At 66.8% G+C, this 16,150-nt stretch carries 13 protein-coding genes; 6 read left to right on the top strand and 7 right to left on the bottom strand.

Annotated features, from left to right (window positions below; translation table 11 throughout):
- Genes ACK4FB_RS10030 through ACK4FB_RS10020 form a run of 3 tightly spaced genes read left to right on the top strand, consistent with a single transcriptional unit; the run spans window position 1 to window position 3,445 of the window.
- Complete coding sequence (locus ACK4FB_RS10030) at window positions 1-669, top strand: ABC transporter ATP-binding protein (protein WP_409751363.1); 669 nt, start codon at window positions 1-3, stop codon at window positions 667-669.
- On the top strand, window positions 666-1,802 hold the full coding sequence (locus tag ACK4FB_RS10025) for a hypothetical protein (protein ID WP_409751360.1): 1,137 nt from the start codon (window positions 666-668) through the stop codon (window positions 1,800-1,802). The genes ACK4FB_RS10030 and ACK4FB_RS10025 overlap by 4 nt, the downstream gene beginning before the upstream one ends.
- Window positions 1,799-3,445: a polysaccharide biosynthesis/export family protein gene (locus tag ACK4FB_RS10020; protein WP_409751357.1), complete on the top strand. Its 1,647-nt coding sequence runs from the start codon at window positions 1,799-1,801 to the stop codon at window positions 3,443-3,445. Before ACK4FB_RS10025 ends, ACK4FB_RS10020 begins: the two co-directional genes overlap by 4 nt.
- A 24-nt stretch (window positions 3,446-3,469) precedes the next feature.
- Here ACK4FB_RS10020 and ACK4FB_RS10015 read toward each other — a convergent pair whose 3' ends face one another.
- The 7 genes from ACK4FB_RS10015 to ACK4FB_RS09985 all read right to left on the bottom strand — a co-directional run bounded on the left by ACK4FB_RS10015 (window position 3,470) and on the right by ACK4FB_RS09985 (window position 12,004).
- Complete coding sequence (locus tag ACK4FB_RS10015; protein WP_409751354.1) at window positions 3,470-4,240, bottom strand: class I SAM-dependent methyltransferase; 771 nt, start codon at window positions 4,238-4,240, stop codon at window positions 3,470-3,472.
- A complete protein-coding gene (locus tag ACK4FB_RS10010; protein ID WP_409751352.1) occupies window positions 4,237-4,839 on the bottom strand; it encodes a hypothetical protein in 603 nt (200 codons plus the stop codon). Before ACK4FB_RS10010 ends, ACK4FB_RS10015 begins: the two co-directional genes overlap by 4 nt.
- A 47-nt stretch (window positions 4,840-4,886) precedes the next feature.
- The gene (locus ACK4FB_RS10005) at window positions 4,887-6,608 is read right to left on the bottom strand and encodes a hypothetical protein (RefSeq protein ID WP_409751349.1); all 1,722 of its coding nucleotides are present in this window, start codon (window positions 6,606-6,608) and stop codon (window positions 4,887-4,889) included.
- Window positions 6,609-6,718: 110 nt separating this feature from the next.
- Window positions 6,719-8,578, bottom strand: a complete 1,860-nt coding sequence (locus ACK4FB_RS10000) for a glycosyltransferase (RefSeq protein ID WP_409751346.1) — start codon at window positions 8,576-8,578, stop codon at window positions 6,719-6,721.
- Window positions 8,579-9,165: 587 nt separating this feature from the next.
- A complete protein-coding gene (locus ACK4FB_RS09995; RefSeq protein ID WP_409751343.1) occupies window positions 9,166-9,825 on the bottom strand; it encodes a cytidylyltransferase domain-containing protein in 660 nt (219 codons plus the stop codon).
- Window positions 9,822-10,886, bottom strand: a complete 1,065-nt coding sequence (locus ACK4FB_RS09990; protein ID WP_409751340.1) for a nucleotidyltransferase family protein — start codon at window positions 10,884-10,886, stop codon at window positions 9,822-9,824. Before ACK4FB_RS09990 ends, ACK4FB_RS09995 begins: the two co-directional genes overlap by 4 nt.
- Window positions 10,887-11,005: 119 nt before the next feature.
- Window positions 11,006-12,004: an SDR family NAD(P)-dependent oxidoreductase gene (locus ACK4FB_RS09985; RefSeq protein WP_409751337.1), complete on the bottom strand. Its 999-nt coding sequence runs from the start codon at window positions 12,002-12,004 to the stop codon at window positions 11,006-11,008.
- 184 nt (window positions 12,005-12,188) lie between these two features.
- On the opposite strand from ACK4FB_RS09985, the gene otsB reads away from it, so the two are divergent.
- From otsB to ACK4FB_RS09970, 3 genes are read left to right on the top strand one after another with little or no spacing between them, the layout of a single operon-like run.
- Window positions 12,189-12,950, top strand: a complete 762-nt coding sequence (otsB, locus tag ACK4FB_RS09980) for a trehalose-phosphatase (RefSeq protein WP_409751334.1) — start codon at window positions 12,189-12,191, stop codon at window positions 12,948-12,950.
- Window positions 12,947-14,740, top strand: a complete 1,794-nt coding sequence (locus ACK4FB_RS09975) for a glycoside hydrolase family 15 protein (RefSeq protein ID WP_409751331.1) — start codon at window positions 12,947-12,949, stop codon at window positions 14,738-14,740. Before otsB ends, ACK4FB_RS09975 begins: the two co-directional genes overlap by 4 nt.
- Window positions 14,737-16,149 (top strand): trehalose-6-phosphate synthase, encoded by a 1,413-nt coding sequence (locus ACK4FB_RS09970; RefSeq protein ID WP_409751329.1) that lies wholly within the window; start codon window positions 14,737-14,739, stop codon window positions 16,147-16,149. The genes ACK4FB_RS09975 and ACK4FB_RS09970 overlap by 4 nt, the downstream gene beginning before the upstream one ends.
- The last annotated feature ends 1 nt before the right edge of the window (window position 16,150 follow it).

Below are 16,150 nucleotides of genomic sequence, written 5' to 3'. Positions count from 1 at the left end.
ATGATCCAGCTCATTGATGTCGAGAAGTCGTACCGGACCCGCTTCGGCAGGCAACCGGTGATCCGGCCGACGAACCTGGCCTTCTATCGCGGATCCTCCACAGCCGTTCTGGGGCTGAACGGCGCGGGAAAATCGACCTTGCTGCGCCTGATCTCGGGCGTGGAAAGGCCTGATCGCGGCGAGATCAGGCGATCGGTGACCGTCTCCTCGCCTCTGGGTCTGACCGGCGCATTCCACGCATCAATGACCGGCGCGGAGAATTTGAAATTCGTCTGCCGGATCTATCGCAAGGACGTGGACCAGGTCACTGACTTCGTGCGCGACTTCGCCGAGCTGGGACCCTATTTTCATGAACCCATCGAAAACTATTCCTCCGGCATGAGGTCACGCCTGTCGTTCGCCCTGAGTCTTGCGGTGGACTTTCAGGTCTATGTGATCGATGAAGGATTGAGTGTGGGCGACGCAGCCTTCCGCAACAAGGCGCAGGAGGCGTTCGCGGAGCGGCGGGCGCGATCCGACATCATCATGACTTCGCACAGTATGTCGACCATCCGCGAATTCTGCTCCCGTGCGGTGGTCATGGATCGGGGGCAGGCCGTGCCGTTCGAAAGCCTGGACGCGGCGGAGGACTACTATATGGAAATCGTGGCCAGAGGGCGCGCCGCATGACAACCCTAGACGTTCCGGCCGCAAACGGGCTGGACAAGACGCGGCGCCGGCGGATGATCCTGGCCCGTTCGGCCATCGTCCTGATCCTCGGGCCCACGATCCTTTACGCCCTGTATCTGATCCTGCTGGCCCCGGCCCATTATCAGACCACCACGTCATTCGCGGTGCGGGGGGCGGATGCGGCGCCGCTGGATGCGCTGGGCGCCCTGGGCATATCGGCTCCGAACTCCAACACGCTCGATCTGAGGATCGTGGAGGAATACATCCGTTCCGACGCTATGGTGGAGGATCTGCGCGAGCGTTACGGCTTCAATGAAGCCTATTCACGCTTCTCGCTCGACCCGCTGTCGATCCTGCCGGCCGGCGCCAGACGTGAACGCGCCACCCGCTTCTGGCGCGACCGGGTGCGGGTGCGCCACGATCCGTCGTCACAGTCGGCCCACGTTGAGGTCAGCGCCTTCACCCCCGAGGACTCCCTGCGGCTCAGCCAGGGCGTACTGACCCTCAGCGAGGAACTGGTCAACCGCATGTCGGATCGGGCCATGACCGATCTGATCGGTGCGGCGGAACGTGAAATCGAACGCAAGCGTCAGGAATACGAGGCCGCCCGGGACCGTCTGGCGGAGTATCAGGGCCAGCGCTTCTCCGGCGTGGATGTGGCCACCCCGGCCCAGCAGGCCATGGCTCTGGTCGGCAGCCTCGACGCCCAGTTGGCGCAGAAGCGGACGGAGCTGGCCACCATGAGCCAGACCTATCAGCCCGATGCCCCCCAGTTGACGGGGTTGCGCCGGGAGATCTCCGCCCTGGAGGCGGAACGCGCTCTGGCGGTCCAGCGCGCCATGTCCACGCCGGGGGAACAGGCGTCGGGACGCCAGATCGAGGCACAGGCCGTGCTGATGGACTATGAGTTCGCCCAGCAGTCGTACACCACGGCGCTCCAGGCCGCTGAAAGCGTACGGCGCCAGTCCATCAACGATCGCAAATATGTGGTCGCCTATGTTCCGCCCCGCGAGCCGGAGCAGTCCAACTGGTGGCGGCGTCTGGGCAATATCTTCGCCGTGCTGATCGGCTCGGCCCTGTTGTGGGGCGTCGGCGCTCTCATCTATTCGATCATTCGGGATCACATGGAATGACCGGTTCTCGCTTGCTGAAGGTCGCGGCCTTCGTCCTCGCCATGTCGGCCCCGGCCGGTCTGGCTCACGCCCAGAGCGGAGCCGCGGCGCCGACCCAGACGGCCCCCGATCAGGTTGCGCCGCTGGGGCCCGAGGCTCTGGTCATCCAGGATCGGCGCGGGGTGCGTCCGCCGCCGCTCGGCGCCGACATGTTCGGCGGCGACGTCCCCCAAGCGTCCACGGACGTGGTGGATCCGGGTTACATCCTGCAGCCGGGAGACACCGTGCAGGTCACCCTTTGGGGCATGGTTGAGGGCGCCCACGCCCTGACCATCGACGCCCAGGGCAATGTGGTGGTGCCCGGGGTCGGTCCGATCCGACTGGCTGGCGTGGCCGCGTCCCAGGCGCCGGCCGTTGTCGAACAGGCAAGCCGCCGAATCTACAATGAGGGCGTCCAAGTCTACGCGACGCCCACGACCACGGCCTCCACGCGGGTGCTTGTCACCGGCCCGGTGGAACGCCCGGGCGCGTTCGCCGGCGCATCGGATGACGCCCTGATCGTCTATCTCCAACGCGCCGGCGGCATCGATCCTGTGCGCGGCAGTTACCGCCGGATACGGGTGTTGCGAAACGGCGAGGTGATCGCCCGCGCCGACCTTTATGACTTCCTGCGCGAAGGCGCCCTGCCGCGCGTCAGCTTCCGCACCGGCGACGCCATCGTTGTGGAGGATCAGGGCTCGATCGTTTCGGTCAGCGGCGACGTGCGCGCGCCCTTCACCTTCGAGCTGTCGGGCCAGACCGGGCAAGGCGGCGAACTGATGCAGTTCGCCCGCCCCCAGCCCGGCGCGACCCATGCGGCGGTGTTCGGCGTACGCGACGGCCAGCCCATCAGCGCCTACATTCCCCTGAACCAGTTTTCCGCCTTTACGCTCATGGACGGCGACCGCGTCCAGTTTGAATCCGACACCCGCGCCGCCAATGTACTGGTACGGGTCGAGGGGGCTCACGGCGGGCCTTCGGTGTTCACCGAGACGCGGGGAGCCACGGTCGCCCAGATCCTGTCGCAGCTGGCGATCGACGGCGACGCTGACATGGAGGCCATCCACCTGCGCCGACAAAGCGTGCGCGAGGCGCAGCGCCAGACCCTCAACGAAGGTCTGGAGCGTCTGGAGCGCACCGTTCTGCTGTCACCGGCGCGGTCGCCCGCGGAGGCCCAGTCGAGGGCCGCCTCGCTCGCCTTCGTGACGGAGTATATCCAGCGGGCCCGCCAGGTTGAGCCGCTCGGAATTCTCGCCTTGGCCGGTCAGGACCTGAATCAGGTTCGCCTCGAGACCGGCGACGTGATCGTCATTCCCCGTCGTTCGCAGGTCGTAACCATCGCCGGCGAGGTGAATGCGCCCCAGTCGATCCTGGCCCAGACCGGTCAGCCGGTGTCCGGCTATGTCCGCGCCGCAGGGGGCTTCACGCCGCGCGCCGAGCGCCGCAACGTGCTGGTGTTCCGTCAGGACGGGCAACTGCGCGAAGGCGGCCGGGCCATGCCGGGCGACCGCATCCTGGTGATGTCCAGGCCGGACTCCACCCTGCTGCCTTTCATACGTGACCTGACCCAGACCATTTTCCAGATGGCGGGCGTGCTGGTGGCTGTAGACCGTTTGAGCGACTGAGGTCGGCCGGGTCCTCCGGTGACCTCAGTTTTTCCGTTTTCTGCCCCGCCCCTGATCGCCGAACCCGTGCAAGGCGTCCAGTTCCCAGGATTCCCAAGGGCGGATCAGGTGCAGGTGCAGTTCGGCGGTCAACCGCTCGTCGTCAGAGGCGTGCGGCAGGCGTTCAGCCGCGGCTCCCTGCTGTGCGGGAGCGCGCCATACGCGGCGGGTGTCCGCGATTTCGAATCCGGCGCCGAGCACAAGAACGGTCCATGCGGTGGGGGTCAGAAAGCCGTAGCCGGGCGCCTGCGGGTCGCCGCGCCCGTCGCCACAGCGCACGCGCGCCAGCATCTCGCCTCCCGGGCGCAGCAGGCCGTATAGCTCCGCAAGCCAGAATTCGAGACTATCAAGGGGGATAAAGCCGTCCAGTTCGCGGGCCAGGATCAGGTCCGCCGCGCCCTCATCCAGCGCACTGACGCCATCGATCCCAACGCGCAGGTCAAGACCGGTGATGTCCCCGGGCCGCCACGCGACGCCGCCGCCACCGCCGTTCCACCAGGCCTGGCGCTCGAATCCCACGGCAGACCGCGCTCCCCCCGTCGCCATAGCGGCGCCGAGCAAGCGGCCGTCGCCACAGCCGAGCTCAATGACATCGGCGCCTTGAAGGATCGGAGAGAACGGGGCGAACAGGTCATTCCACAGGGCGACGGCGTCTTCCCAGGCCTCCTGATCCGAAGCCGTCCGGAACTCTGGTTCCGGCAACACAGCCTGCCGCCCGGTTCGAACAGCCTTTCGTACGCGATCCCGCAAACTCATGCGCTGTCTCCAGGTTTTCCAGCGACGAGATGAAGACGCCCCGTGCCGAGTTCACCGGAATCGTAAATTTGCAGACGCGCGGCGTGGCGTTCGACCATGTCCGGCGACATCTCCTGCTCTCCCAGCCCCTGCACCGACCGGATCTCCAGGCCGATGGTCTGGAACAGCAATATCCAGGCGGCGGCCGGCAACAGGGTGCGAGGCTCATCGCCCAGTTCACCTTGCCGGGCCAGGTGGGGAAAAAGCAGGGCGTCACAGGCGCCGTCGGGGTCTGGCGCGCCGAGCGTATCAATGACGGCCGCCAGGGTTCCTCCGGGCCTCAGGATTTCGACAATGCGCCCCAGATCATCGCGTATCCGGCCCAGGCTGGCGGTTTCCAGACCTCCCCCTGCAAGCACAAGGTCAAAGGCGCCGGGACGAGCGGCGGCAATCTGAGCAAGGGTGTCCGGGCAGGTGTCAAACCGGGCGCGCGCCGGAGGAGGCCCGTCATGCAGCAGGGTCAGGGCGCGGGGCTGCAGGATTTCATGAGCCGCGCGTGCGAGTTCGATCCCCCGGGGCCCGAAGGCCAGGACGGCCTCCGTCTCGACCGGCGCGCCCAAGGCTTTCCAGGTTCTGGCGATTTTTCTTTCTGGAGAGAGCGACGGGCTCATGCGGGGGTCGCTTTCAGGGCCTGCAGAAAGGCGGCGTCATACCGTCGAACGGCCGACCGACGCAGCTTCCGGGGGCCACGCCGTTGCTCGATGAGGGGTTCGAACGCTCCGCCGGTTCGGGCCCACCCCCGCAGGTTTTCCGGCGTAAACAGGGATCGGGGGTCCGGGTTCGGCAATCCGGCCTTGCCAAGGCCGGCGATCAGGGCGGTCACCATTTCGACCCTGATCTCGTCGCGGTCCGCCAGGACCGGGAATCCGTGCGGACTGCGGACCCATCCAGCCTCGCCCCAGGCGGGCAGGTGTTCGGCGACGGTCCTGTTCCAGTCCTCCGCAAGGGCGCTGGAGCGCATCATGGAGCGGCGCAGCAAGCTGAGGGAGTCGATACGGGCGATGACGGGGCCGTTCCCGGTCGCCTCCGCCACGGCGGCGACCAGGGCGTCAGCCGAGTCGGCGGCCATGGCGTCCGTTGCGTTGAGGGTGTGACGCACCACGCGATCCTGGGCGTGGACAGGGGTCGACAGGGCCATGGTGGACGGGATGATCGCGAGATCGTCATAGGCGGCGAACGGTCGGGTGCGCCAGCGCATCCAGGCGGTCAGACCGGAGTCTTCTCCACGGTCGCCCAGAATCGCCCGGACCCCGAGCCGTCTCGCCCGGGCCAAGGTGTCGTCATTCAGCGCGCCCGGAGCAAAGGCGAGGATCGACGGCCGCCGACCCAGGATGGATTCATAGCGGGAGAAGGCGAACTCTGTGATGGCGGCGTCATCCATGTCGGCCAGGGTCTGGGAGAACCCTCGCCATGGCTCGGGATTCACCATCAGGGCCACCCCGTGACCCCGCAATCCCAAGGTCTCGCCCAGTGCCGCGACCCTGTCGTCGCCCAGCGCCTCGCCGGCCAGGACGTCGATGAAAAACAGACCCTTCAGGGCGTTCGACTCCAGCGCAAGAGCGACCCTTTCCACCGCGCCGGTCCCGTCGCCCGCCCACCACTGGCGCGAGACGACGTCGTGGGGGCTCGCCACGGGCGACAGGTCCGCGCGGGCTGTCACATCTACGGCGACCAACAGGACCGGTCCTGTCTCATGGGCCTCAGCAGACAGCCTGTCGGGCGATCCCGGCGCATGACGCGCAGGCGACCCTTTCGCCCGTTTGACCCTTTCGCGGGGCATTGGAACCAGGCGATCCGCGCGTTCATCGGCCGCCGCGATCATGGAGGCCGTGACCGGCAGCCCTTTCCGGTTTCTCCAGCCGCCGCGGACCCTGGCGAGAATGTCGTACTCGAACTGCCCGTCCCTGAGCTGGCCGGGGGGAAGAAGGAAGCGGGCCGTCGGCCGCACCATGTCCACCAGGGGACGATCCAGGTCGGGCGCCCTCACCACCAGCCGATACTGTTCCGCACCGGCCACCACGTCCCCGATCAGCAGGTCGTCAGCGGGTGTCCTGTAATCATCACCCAGCCGGAGAATGGGCGCGTATTCGTGAAGCTGTTCGAACCTGGACTGGGGGTCGTCCGACAGCCGGGCCATCACGCGATACGCCAGTTGATCGGATACCAGACGAAGGTCGGGCGGCAGGCGGCATTCAGGGCGAAAGCCTTCATAGATTATGCGGGCTTCGCCGGTGTCCTGGTTTCGTACGATGACGCGATACTGCTGCTTCGGCCCCGCAGCTTTCCAGCGCAGGGCGGGACTGGCGGCGCGGCGGCGAATGGTCTTCAAAAGGCCGGCTCCCGGGCTGGCGGACGCTGAGTTCCCTCAGCGCGCGGCATATATAATGCGCCCAATGCCGATATCGACGCGTGGGTCATGGGTCAATCGGGCGAGCCTCGTCAGGCCGCCTTCAGCGCCCACTGGCTGTAATGGTCGTCAAGACTCGCGGCCGCACGCGTCCATGTGAATCGTTTTTCCACATCGCGCCGGGCGTTGCGCGCCACAGCCATGGAGCGGTCCGGAGCGCCCATGACTTCGCCCAGAAGGTCGGTCAGTTCGCCCACGTCGCCCTTGTTGAAAAGAAAACCGTTCTCGCGGTGGATCAGGGTTTCGGAAATGGCCGACACGTTGGAAGCCACCACGGGCAGTTCCATGGCCATGGCCTCGAGCGGTTTGAGGGGCGGCACCAGTTCCGTGACCTGCGCGGGACGCCGGGGATAGACCGCCACGTCCATCAGGGAATACCAGCGCGGCGCTTCGGTGTGGGGCACGCGGCCGGGCATGATCAGATGGTCGGACACGCCCAGAACCCGCGCCGCCTCGCGGATTTCCCGGAAAGCGGGGCCGTCGCCCACCAGGAGCGCGCAGACGTCGAGCCCGTCACTGCGAAGGTGCGATAGCGCGGTGATCAGATCCACCAGCCCTTCATAGCCGGTCATCGAGCCCAGGAAGCCGAGCACGCGCCGGTCGTCCAGGCCCATCTCGCTGGCCAAGGCGTTGTCCCGGGGCCGAGGGCTGAACACCTGGGGGTCCACGCTGTTGGGAACGACGATGATCTTGCGGGCATCCACCCCGCGCGAGATCAGTTCGTTCCTGAGCCCGTTGGAGATCGCCACGACGGAGTCGGCTTCCTGGGCCACGCGCGTTTCCTGGCGGCGCTGGAATTCGAAACGTTCCGAGCCCTCCCAGTGAGGCGTGCGCGCCGCACTGGTCAGCTCCCAGAGGCCGCGCACCTCATAGACGAAAGGCAGGCCGGCCTTGCGCGCCGCCATCAGGGCGGGGGCGGCGTTTACGTGGTTCGAGGCCGCCTGGACCACGGAAGGCCGGACCTTGTGGATATGCTCCAGAAGGGCCTGGCTGGACTCGTCGCAATAACGGTCGAAGGGCGTGGCGTTGGACGGCGGCCCGGCCAGGCGGGAATAGATGACGCCGTCCACGTCCTGTGGCCCGAGACGTCCCGTCACATGCTGGGCGTCGTTGCGGTCGGCGGGATAACCGGGCCGGGTCACCGCCTCGACGCGCCATCCCTGCCGGCTGATCGCCTTGATCAGCGAGTGGGTCCGCGCGGCGTAGCCGGTGACGTGATGAGGGAAGGAACTGGCGGCCACATAGAGCAGGGACCGGTCTTTCACCGGCTTGACCGATCGCCTCGGCGGAACGGACAGCCCGGACTGCTGGATACGGGCCAGGCCCTCTATCAGGTCGCGCCGCAATCTGGCGTTTGCGGGGAGAGCGGCATGGCTCTTGTCGAGCCTTTGATACAGCGCCAGGGGCTCCTGAATCATGCCCGCGTTGTAAAGCACTCCGGCCAGCCACAGAACGCGGTGTGGACTCGGATCATGTTCAACGGTCCGGCGCGCAAGGGCCAGGCTCTTGTCGAAATCGACCAGTTGCAGCGACATGGAGAGGTCGGCGACCACGCGCATGGCCAACTTCGGATCGCGACACTCCGTCAGGGCGGCTTCAACGATATCGTCTGTCCGCATGTCGAAGGCGCGCAGACTCAGGTCCTGGATTCGCGCCGCCGTTTCAGGGTTCAGGTGAGGGTCCCGTGCGGATTTCCGTCCCCGGCGTTCCAGTGACTGCCGGCGCAGACGCGCCAGTCCGGAGGGAAGGTCCACCAGGCCGCGCCATGTCTTCGCCCGTAGCAGCAGATTGCCTAGTTGAAAGGAGATGGTGTCCTTGAGGCGCTCGTTCTCGGCCGACAGGGTCATCACCTTCACGCGCAGCTGAGCGGCTTCCGCCGCAAGCTTCAGCATCCGTTCGTCCGAGCCATCGGCGCACGGCCCCGACGCGGGCCGGAGCCCTGCTTCAGGATAACGATCTGTCGTGGAGGATGCAGAACGGTGGATGCTATCGGGCAAACCGCGCCTCGCAGGAAGGTCTCGAATGGATCACTACTGTCACACGGGCCCGTGATTGGCCACTGACATGCTCGTCTGGAGCCCGATTGGGGCCGAGGCTGTGCCGCAACGGCCACGCCAGGCATAGCAAAGCCCGCTGTGATCAAAGATCCGGAAAAGGTTCCTTTAGCGCGGGCACAAATTTTCAGCGGGAATCTTCGGGCGTATCGAGTGTCAGGGAGCGTATTTCCCCGATTGGCCTCACCTCGGCGTAGAGGCCTGCTCCATGACGTCGCACCACATCACCGAGATCCCTGGCGCGCTTGTTCTGGCCAGGAGGATGGTTGCGATCGGATCCCTTGAAGTCCTCACTGGCTTCCATGGTCATTGCCGTCCTTCCTCTGGCGCCGGATCGGTGGAACACGACTGTTATTGATCCCGGGCAAAGTGACAAGCTTCCAGATCAACACCCCAAGTCTTCGGTCTGGCGAAAAGCCTGGAAATCAGGATTTCAGCCCCGACGCCGCACGTTCGAGATCCTCGGATAAATCGACGTCCACCGACCGATGCTCATCCATGAGGTAATAGGCCGTATCCGGGGCGATAAATCCGCCGCCGACAGTGATGTGCCGCCAATCCACAACATAAACCGCCCCATTGAGGATCACGGGTTTTCCGAACGCGGAGGCCGGGGCGAGCATGCCGTTCTCGCCGATCATGAGAAGGTCCGCTTTCGGCGCGGGCGCCACGCTGATGGCGGTGGAGCAACCTCGCTCCAGGCACAGGGCCAGTGTCTGATCGATGTCTTGAGCGGTGCGCAGCGGAGAGGTGGGCTGGAGCAGCACAAGGTGCGAAAACGCGCCCGGCTCGTCCTGATCCGCCCACTCCATGGCGTGACGCACGACGTCGAGGGAGGACGCCTCGTCCGTCGCCAGTTCGGCGGGGCGCAGGAAGGGGACCTCGGCGCCGCCGGCGCGGGCGGCTTCGGCGATTGCGGGGTCATCGGTGGAGACGATCAGGCGATTGATGCCGCGCGCCTCATGCCCCGCGTCGATGGCGCGCTGAAGCAGGCTGCGGCCGTGCAGTTTCATCAGGTTCTTGCCGGGCAGGCGTTTTGAACCGCCTCGCGCCGGAATCAGGCCCAGGACCCGGCTTCGGCTCATTGGCCGGGCGCGGCGAAGACCGCTTCATAATCGCTGCGCGCCAGGTCGAAATCGGGGGGGCGACCGATGTCGATCCAGTATTCGTGAATGGGGAAAGCGCCGACCGTGTCGCCCCGCTCCGTCAGGGCGGCCAGCAGGGTGGGCATGTCGTAGTGGCCGCTCGTCGGCACCTGCTTCAGTGCTTCCGGGCCCAGCACATAAATGCCGGCGTTGGCGAACCAGCGGAAGGTGGGCTTTTCCCGGATGGAGACCAGGCGGTGGCCTTCGGTCTCCACCACGCCGTAGGGGGTCTCGAACCGGTGCTCGCGCACGCAGACCGTGGCGGCGGCGTCATGATCGCCGTGGAAGGCGAGAAGCTGGCCGAAATCCAGCCGGGTCAGAACATCGCCGTTCATGACCAGAAAGGGCCCGTCGATGGGCTCCTCAAGCAGGGCCAGGGCGCCGGCGGTGCCGCGCGGCTCGCTCTCGCGCAGATAGGAAATCTCCACATCGAAGGCCGATCCGTCGCCGAAATGGCCCTCGATCACTTCCGCCAGATAGTTCACAGCCAGACGGAACCGTCCGAACCCCTGATCTCGCAGGCGCTGGATGATTGTTTCCAGCAAGGGGCGGCCCGAGATGGTCAACATGGGCTTGGGCGTGTGGCGGGTCAGGGGGGCCAGGCGCGCGCCGCGGCCGCCGGCCATGATGACCACCAGATTGTCGCGCGGTCCTGTCTCGCCGTAGTGCTCCGGATACAGGCCCACTACCTGGCCCTCGCGGTCGACCACGGGCGCCTGGCTGGCCCCCAGCGCGTTCAGTTCCGCCTGGATTTCGGCGGGGTTGTGGCCGGGCCGCACAGCCACGGGATCAGGGTTCATGGCCTTGTCGACGCAGGCCTCCATGGGCGTCATGCGCAGCAATGCCCGACGTACGTCTCCGTCGGTCAGGGAGCCGCGCAGTCGCCCGGCCTCGTCAACGATCACCACCAGTTGGCCCCGTATGGCGTCCAGCCGCTCAATGGCCTCGCGCAAGGTGGCCTGGTCCGACAGCAGATAGGGGGCCAGTTCACGAGGCGACATGATGCGCGCTCCTTCGTCGGGTCAGGAGGTTAAGTCCCGGGGGGCGTGCTGGTTCACCCCCGCACCGGGGACAGTGAGGGCGCGTTCTTCCCATGGCTCGTTTCGGGGCGCGGCGACCATCATGTGGCGTAGTCCTGCGGCCGGTACAGATGCAGGTTGTCGCGGATAAAGGCGACGGTGCGCTCCAGCCCATCCTCAAGCGACACACGCGGCGCCCAGTCCAGAGCTTCGCGGGCCTTGGAGGCGTCGGCGATCAGGCGGTCCACCTCGCTGCCCTCCGGGCGCAGGCGACGGGAGTCGGTGACGATCTCGATATCGCGGCCCGCCGCGCGACCGATCATCAGGGCCAGATCGCCGATGGAGACCTCGCGCCCGCCGCCGAAGTGCAGGGTCCTGCCCTCGATTCCGGGCGCGGCGGCAGCGCGCAGGAAGGCGTCGGCGGTGTCGTCCACGAAGACGAAGTCGCGGGTGGGGTTTGTGGCCCCGAGATTCACGGTGTTTCCGCTCAGCGCCTGCACCGCTACCGCCGGGATCACCGCGCGGGCGCTCTGGCGGGGGCCGAAGGTGTTGAAGGGGCGCAGCGTCACGGCCGGGACGCCGAATGACAGATGGAAGGACTCCACCAGCTTGTCCGCCGCAATCTTGGAGGCCGCATAGGGGGACTGGGCCTGAAGCGGATGGTCCTCGGTCATGGGGGCGAAGCGGGCGGTGCCGTAGACCTCGCTGGTGGAGGTGTGGACCATGCGGGCGACGCCGCACTCGCGCACCGCCTGCAGCACGTTCAGGGTCCCCAGGGCGTTGATCCTCACATAGCTTTCGGGGGCGGCGTAGGAATACGGAATGGCGATCAGGGCGCCCAGATGCAGAACGATCTCGCAATCCTTGACGGCGTCCATGACCGAGTCCCGGTCGGCCAGATCGCCCCGCCGAATATCGATCTCTCCGCCCGCGGGGGACGTGTCCAGCCATTCGGCCGTTCCGGACGAGGTGTAGAGCACCAGCGCGCGCGTCTCGGCCCGGGCCTCGACCAGCCGCTCGCACACGCGGCTGCCGATGAACCCGCCGCCCCCGGTCACCAGAACCCGCTTGCCCTTCAGGGAAGCCATGGGATCGACCATGTGAGTTACGCCCTGGACCGTGAATCGTCGGGGCCAGTTTAACCCGCCTGCTCGCCGCAGTCCTTAACAGCGATGCGATAAGCGGCATTTTCGCAGTTGCGAAGAAAAATGGACGCAAAGGGGTCAACTTCGCAGTCGGTCACGCGTTAGGATGCGGGGACAAGCCAGACAGTTCATGAGGATCATGCCGACAGACGCCGCCCTTGCCGTGACGCAACTCTCGCCGCCGCCTGCCTTGCCGCAGCGCCCGGCCCTGTTTCTGGACATGGACGGGGTGTTGGCGCCGATCACCGGCACGCCGGAAGGAGTCGGACCGGATGACCGACGCAGCCGCGTGCTTCGCGGCTTGCTGGAGCGGCTGGGAGGCCGGGTGGCCGTGGTCAGCGGACGCACCATCGCCGAGATCGACCGCATCTGCGAAGGCGTGGTCCCCTGCGTGGCCGGGATCCACGGACTGGAGCGGCGCGGCGCTGACGGTCAGGTGCGGCGGTTGGCCCCCCACCCCGCCATGGGCCGGGTGCACGAGGCGTTGATCGATTTCGCGCGCGACCGGCCGGGCGTCCTGATCGAGGACAAGGGGCTGGGCGTGACCCTGCATTACCGTCAGGCGCCGGATCAGGCGGCCGCAGCGCGTGAACTGGCGCGGGGCCTGGCCGAGAGCCACGGCCTGACCCTGCAGCCGGGCGACATGGTGCAGGAGTTGAAGACGCCGGGCGCGGACAAGGGCCGCGCCCTGAGCGCCTTCATGGACGAGGCGCCCTTCAAGGGCGCCGTCCCGGTCATGACCGGCGACGACCTGACCGACGAGTTCGCCTTCGCCGCCGCCGCCGGACTTGGCGGGTTCGGGGTGCTGGTGGGACCGCCGCGCGAGACGGCGGCGGGGTACGGTCTGACCGGCCCCGAGGCGGTGATGGACTGGCTTGAAACCCTGGCGGAGCGCCCATGAACGGCAAACGACCCAATCTGGACCTGGCGCCCATCGGCAACTGCGCCATCTCCAGCCTGATCGACCGGCAGGGCCGCCATGTGTGGTCTTGCGCGCCGCGCGTGGACGGCGACCCGGTGTTCTCGGCCCTGATGGACGGGGACGACCCGCAGCACGGGTTCTGGTCCATCGAACTGGAAGGCCAGAAGCATGTAGAGCAGGCCTATGTGCGCAACACCCCGGTGCTGCGCACGGTGCTGACGGCCGAGGATGGTGCTGCGCTGGAGATCATCGATTTCGCGCCCCGCCACGCCAAGCACAGCCGCACCTATCGCCCTATCGCCCTGGCCCGCATCATCCGGCCGCTGCACGGCGTGCCCCGCATCACCATCCGCCTGAGACCCGCCCGTGACTGGGGCGCCCGGCGCGCGCCCACCACCTCGGGCTCGAACCACGTCCGCTATCACTGCACCGACCTGACGTTCCGCCTGACGACGGATTGCCCGGTGTCCCATGTGCTGGACGAACGCACCTTCAGGGTGGAGCGGACCCTGTCGTTCTTCTTCGGGCCGGACGAGGGATATGATCAGGAGGTGGGCGCCGGCGTCGCCGCCGCACGCGAGCGGACCGAAGACTACTGGAGGCAGTGGGTGCGAACCCTGTACCTGCCGCTGGACTGGCAGGAGGCGGTGATCCGCGCGGCCATCACCCTGAAGCTGTGCGCCCATGAAGAGACGGGCGCCATCGTGGCCGCCCTGACCACCTCGGTCCCGGAGTTTCCGGAAAGCGGGCGTAACTGGGACTACCGGTTCTGCTGGATCCGGGACGCCTATTACACCGTGCGGGTGCTGACCCGGCTGGGCGCCATCGACATTCTGGAGAACTACCTCGCCTATCTGCGCAACCTGGTGGACAACGCCGCCGGGGGGCATGTGCAACCGGTCTACGGCGTCGGGCTGGAAGGCGCGATCACCGAGCGGATCGTGGACACGGTCGAGGGCTATCACGGCATGAAGCCGGTCCGGGTGGGCAATCAGGCGCACGAGCATCTCCAGCACGACGTGTATGGCCAGATCGTCCTGCCGCTGGTTCAATCCTTCTACGACCAGCGTCTGCTGCGCCCCGGATCAGTGGAGGATTTCCATGCCCTGGAGACGGTGGGCGAGCGGGCCTTCGCCGTGCACGACCAGACCGATGCGGGCCTGTGGGAATTCCGCACCATCGCGCGGGTCCACACCTATTCCTCCATGATGTGCTGGGCCGCTTGCGATCGCCTGGCCAAGGCGGCGGACCAGCTGAAGCTGCACGAACGTGCCGAGGTCTGGCGCGAGCGGGCCGGGATCATCCGCGAGCGGATCGAGAGGGAGGCCTTCGTGGCGGAAGAGGGCCGGTTCGCCGCCAGCTTTGGCGGGACCGAGCTGGACGCCTCGCTGCTGCAGATGGTGGAACTGGGCTTCCTCGATCCCATGGATCCCCGTCAGGTGGCCACCTTCGACGCCATCGAACGGGACCTGAAGAAGGGGCCTTACCTGTTCCGCTATGTGGAGCCGGACGACTTCGGCGAGCCGGAGACAGCGTTCAACTTCTGCACCTTCTGGTTCATCGAGGCCCTGCACATCAACGGGCGCGTGGACGAGGCGCGCGAGATGTTCGAGCAGATGCTGAGCCGCCGCACCAACGCCGGCCTGCTGTCCGAAGACATCTCGCTGGGCGATGACGAGCTGTGGGGGAACTACCCGCAGACCTATTCCCTTGTGGGCATCATCAACTGCGCCGTGCTGCTGAGCCGTTCCTGGACGGATGTGAGATGAGTCGCCTGATCGTCGTATCCAATCGTGTCTCCGCCCCGAAAGACGCCGGGGAAAGCTCCACGGGGGGGCTGGCCGCGGCCCTGTCGGCGGCGCTGCGGCGGTATGACGGCATCTGGTTCGGCTGGTCGGGCGAGACCATCGAGACCTTCACCGGCGAACTGAAGATGGAGGACCGGGCCGGGGTCACCGTCGCGCTGGTGGACCTGGAGGCCCAGGACGTCGAGGAATATTACAACGGCTACGCCAACAAGACCCTGTGGCCGCTGTTCCATCACCGGGTGGATCTGACCGCCTATGAGCGGTCCTACGGCGAGGGCTATGAGCGCACCAACGCCCGCTTCGCCGAGGTTCTGGCGCCCCTGATCCAGGACGACGACATCGTCTGGATCCACGACTATCACATGATCCCGCTGGCCCGGGATCTGCGACGTCTGGGGATCAGGAACCGGATCGGATTCTTCCTGCACACGCCCTGGCCGGTGCGCCAGCTGCTGGTGACCCTGCCGTTCCACCGGCGGCTGGTGGAGTCGCTGTTCGATTATGACCTGCTGGGCTTCCACACCCGCGAGTGGCTGGATCTGTTCCGGGACTATGTGGCGTCAGAGGCGGGCGGACGGCTGGTCGGCAACGACGGCATGGAGGCCTTCGGCAAGACGGTGCAGGGCGGGGTTTTTCCTATCGGCATCGACGTGGACGGCTTCATCTCCGCGCGGGATTCGGCGCTGGGCCAGCGCACCTATGACCGCATGGCGGCGTCTTCCGCTTTCCGGTCGATGATCGTGGGGGTGGACCGTCTCGACTACTCCAAGGGCCTGGAGCAGAGACTGCTGGGGTTCCAGCAGTTCCTCGAGGACAATCCGTCCATGCGCGGCGAGGTTTTCCTGCTGCAGGTGACGCCCATCTCGCGCGACGAGGTGGACACCTATCAGGACCTGCGCGCGCGGCTGGACGCCCTGGCGGGCCATGTGAACGGCGCCTATGCGGACATGGACTGGGCGCCCGTTCGCTATCTGAACCGCACCTATCGCCGGGACCAGCTGGCGGGCATCTACCGGGCCGCCAGGGTGGGGCTGGTGACCCCCCTGCGCGACGGCATGAACCTGGTGGCCAAGGAATACGTGGCGGCGCAAAATCCGGACGATCCCGGCGTGCTGATCCTTTCCCGCTTCGCCGGCGCGGCGGAGGAACTGCGCGACGCCCTGATCGTCAATCCCTTCGCCCGGGAAGAGGTGGCCCAGGCCATTCACCGGGCCCTGACCATGTCGCGGGACGAGCGTATCGAACGCTGGACCGCCCTGATGGCGGCGGTTCGGGCCTCGGACGTGGCCATCTGGCGGGACGACTTCGTCCGGGCGCTGACGGCGTTGCCGGGGAAGGACGAGGCCGCATCCGGAACGGACGCGGCCTGAT

This window comes from Brevundimonas sp., assembly GCF_046299535.1.
GTDB lineage: Bacteria > Pseudomonadota > Alphaproteobacteria > Caulobacterales > Caulobacteraceae > Brevundimonas.
The sequence above is the reverse complement of the archived record's forward strand: the minus strand, read 5'-3'. Positions and strand labels throughout refer to the sequence as shown.

What these genes read in the sequence shown, in the direction of transcription:
- ACK4FB_RS09970 (WP_409751329.1), top strand. Translation starts at nt 14,737, where the DNA reads ATGAGTCGCCTGATCGTCGTATCCAATCGTGTCTCCGCCCCGAAAGAC.
- ACK4FB_RS09995 (WP_409751343.1), bottom strand. Translation starts at nt 9,825, where the DNA reads ATGAGCCGAAGCCGGGTCCTGGGCCTGATTCCGGCGCGAGGCGGTTCA.
- ACK4FB_RS10000 (WP_409751346.1), bottom strand. Translation starts at nt 8,578, where the DNA reads ATGCTGAAGCTTGCGGCGGAAGCCGCTCAGCTGCGCGTGAAGGTGATG.
- ACK4FB_RS09990 (WP_409751340.1), bottom strand. Translation starts at nt 10,886, where the DNA reads ATGTCGCCTCGTGAACTGGCCCCCTATCTGCTGTCGGACCAGGCCACC.
- ACK4FB_RS10015 (WP_409751354.1), bottom strand. Translation starts at nt 4,240, where the DNA reads ATGAGTTTGCGGGATCGCGTACGAAAGGCTGTTCGAACCGGGCGGCAG.
- ACK4FB_RS10025 (WP_409751360.1), top strand. Translation starts at nt 666, where the DNA reads ATGACAACCCTAGACGTTCCGGCCGCAAACGGGCTGGACAAGACGCGG.
- ACK4FB_RS09975 (WP_409751331.1), top strand. Translation starts at nt 12,947, where the DNA reads ATGAACGGCAAACGACCCAATCTGGACCTGGCGCCCATCGGCAACTGC.
- ACK4FB_RS10020 (WP_409751357.1), top strand. Translation starts at nt 1,799, where the DNA reads ATGACCGGTTCTCGCTTGCTGAAGGTCGCGGCCTTCGTCCTCGCCATG.
- ACK4FB_RS09985 (WP_409751337.1), bottom strand. Translation starts at nt 12,004, where the DNA reads ATGGTCGATCCCATGGCTTCCCTGAAGGGCAAGCGGGTTCTGGTGACC.
- otsB (WP_409751334.1), top strand. Translation starts at nt 12,189, where the DNA reads ATGCCGACAGACGCCGCCCTTGCCGTGACGCAACTCTCGCCGCCGCCT.
- ACK4FB_RS10030 (WP_409751363.1), top strand. Translation starts at nt 1, where the DNA reads ATGATCCAGCTCATTGATGTCGAGAAGTCGTACCGGACCCGCTTCGGC.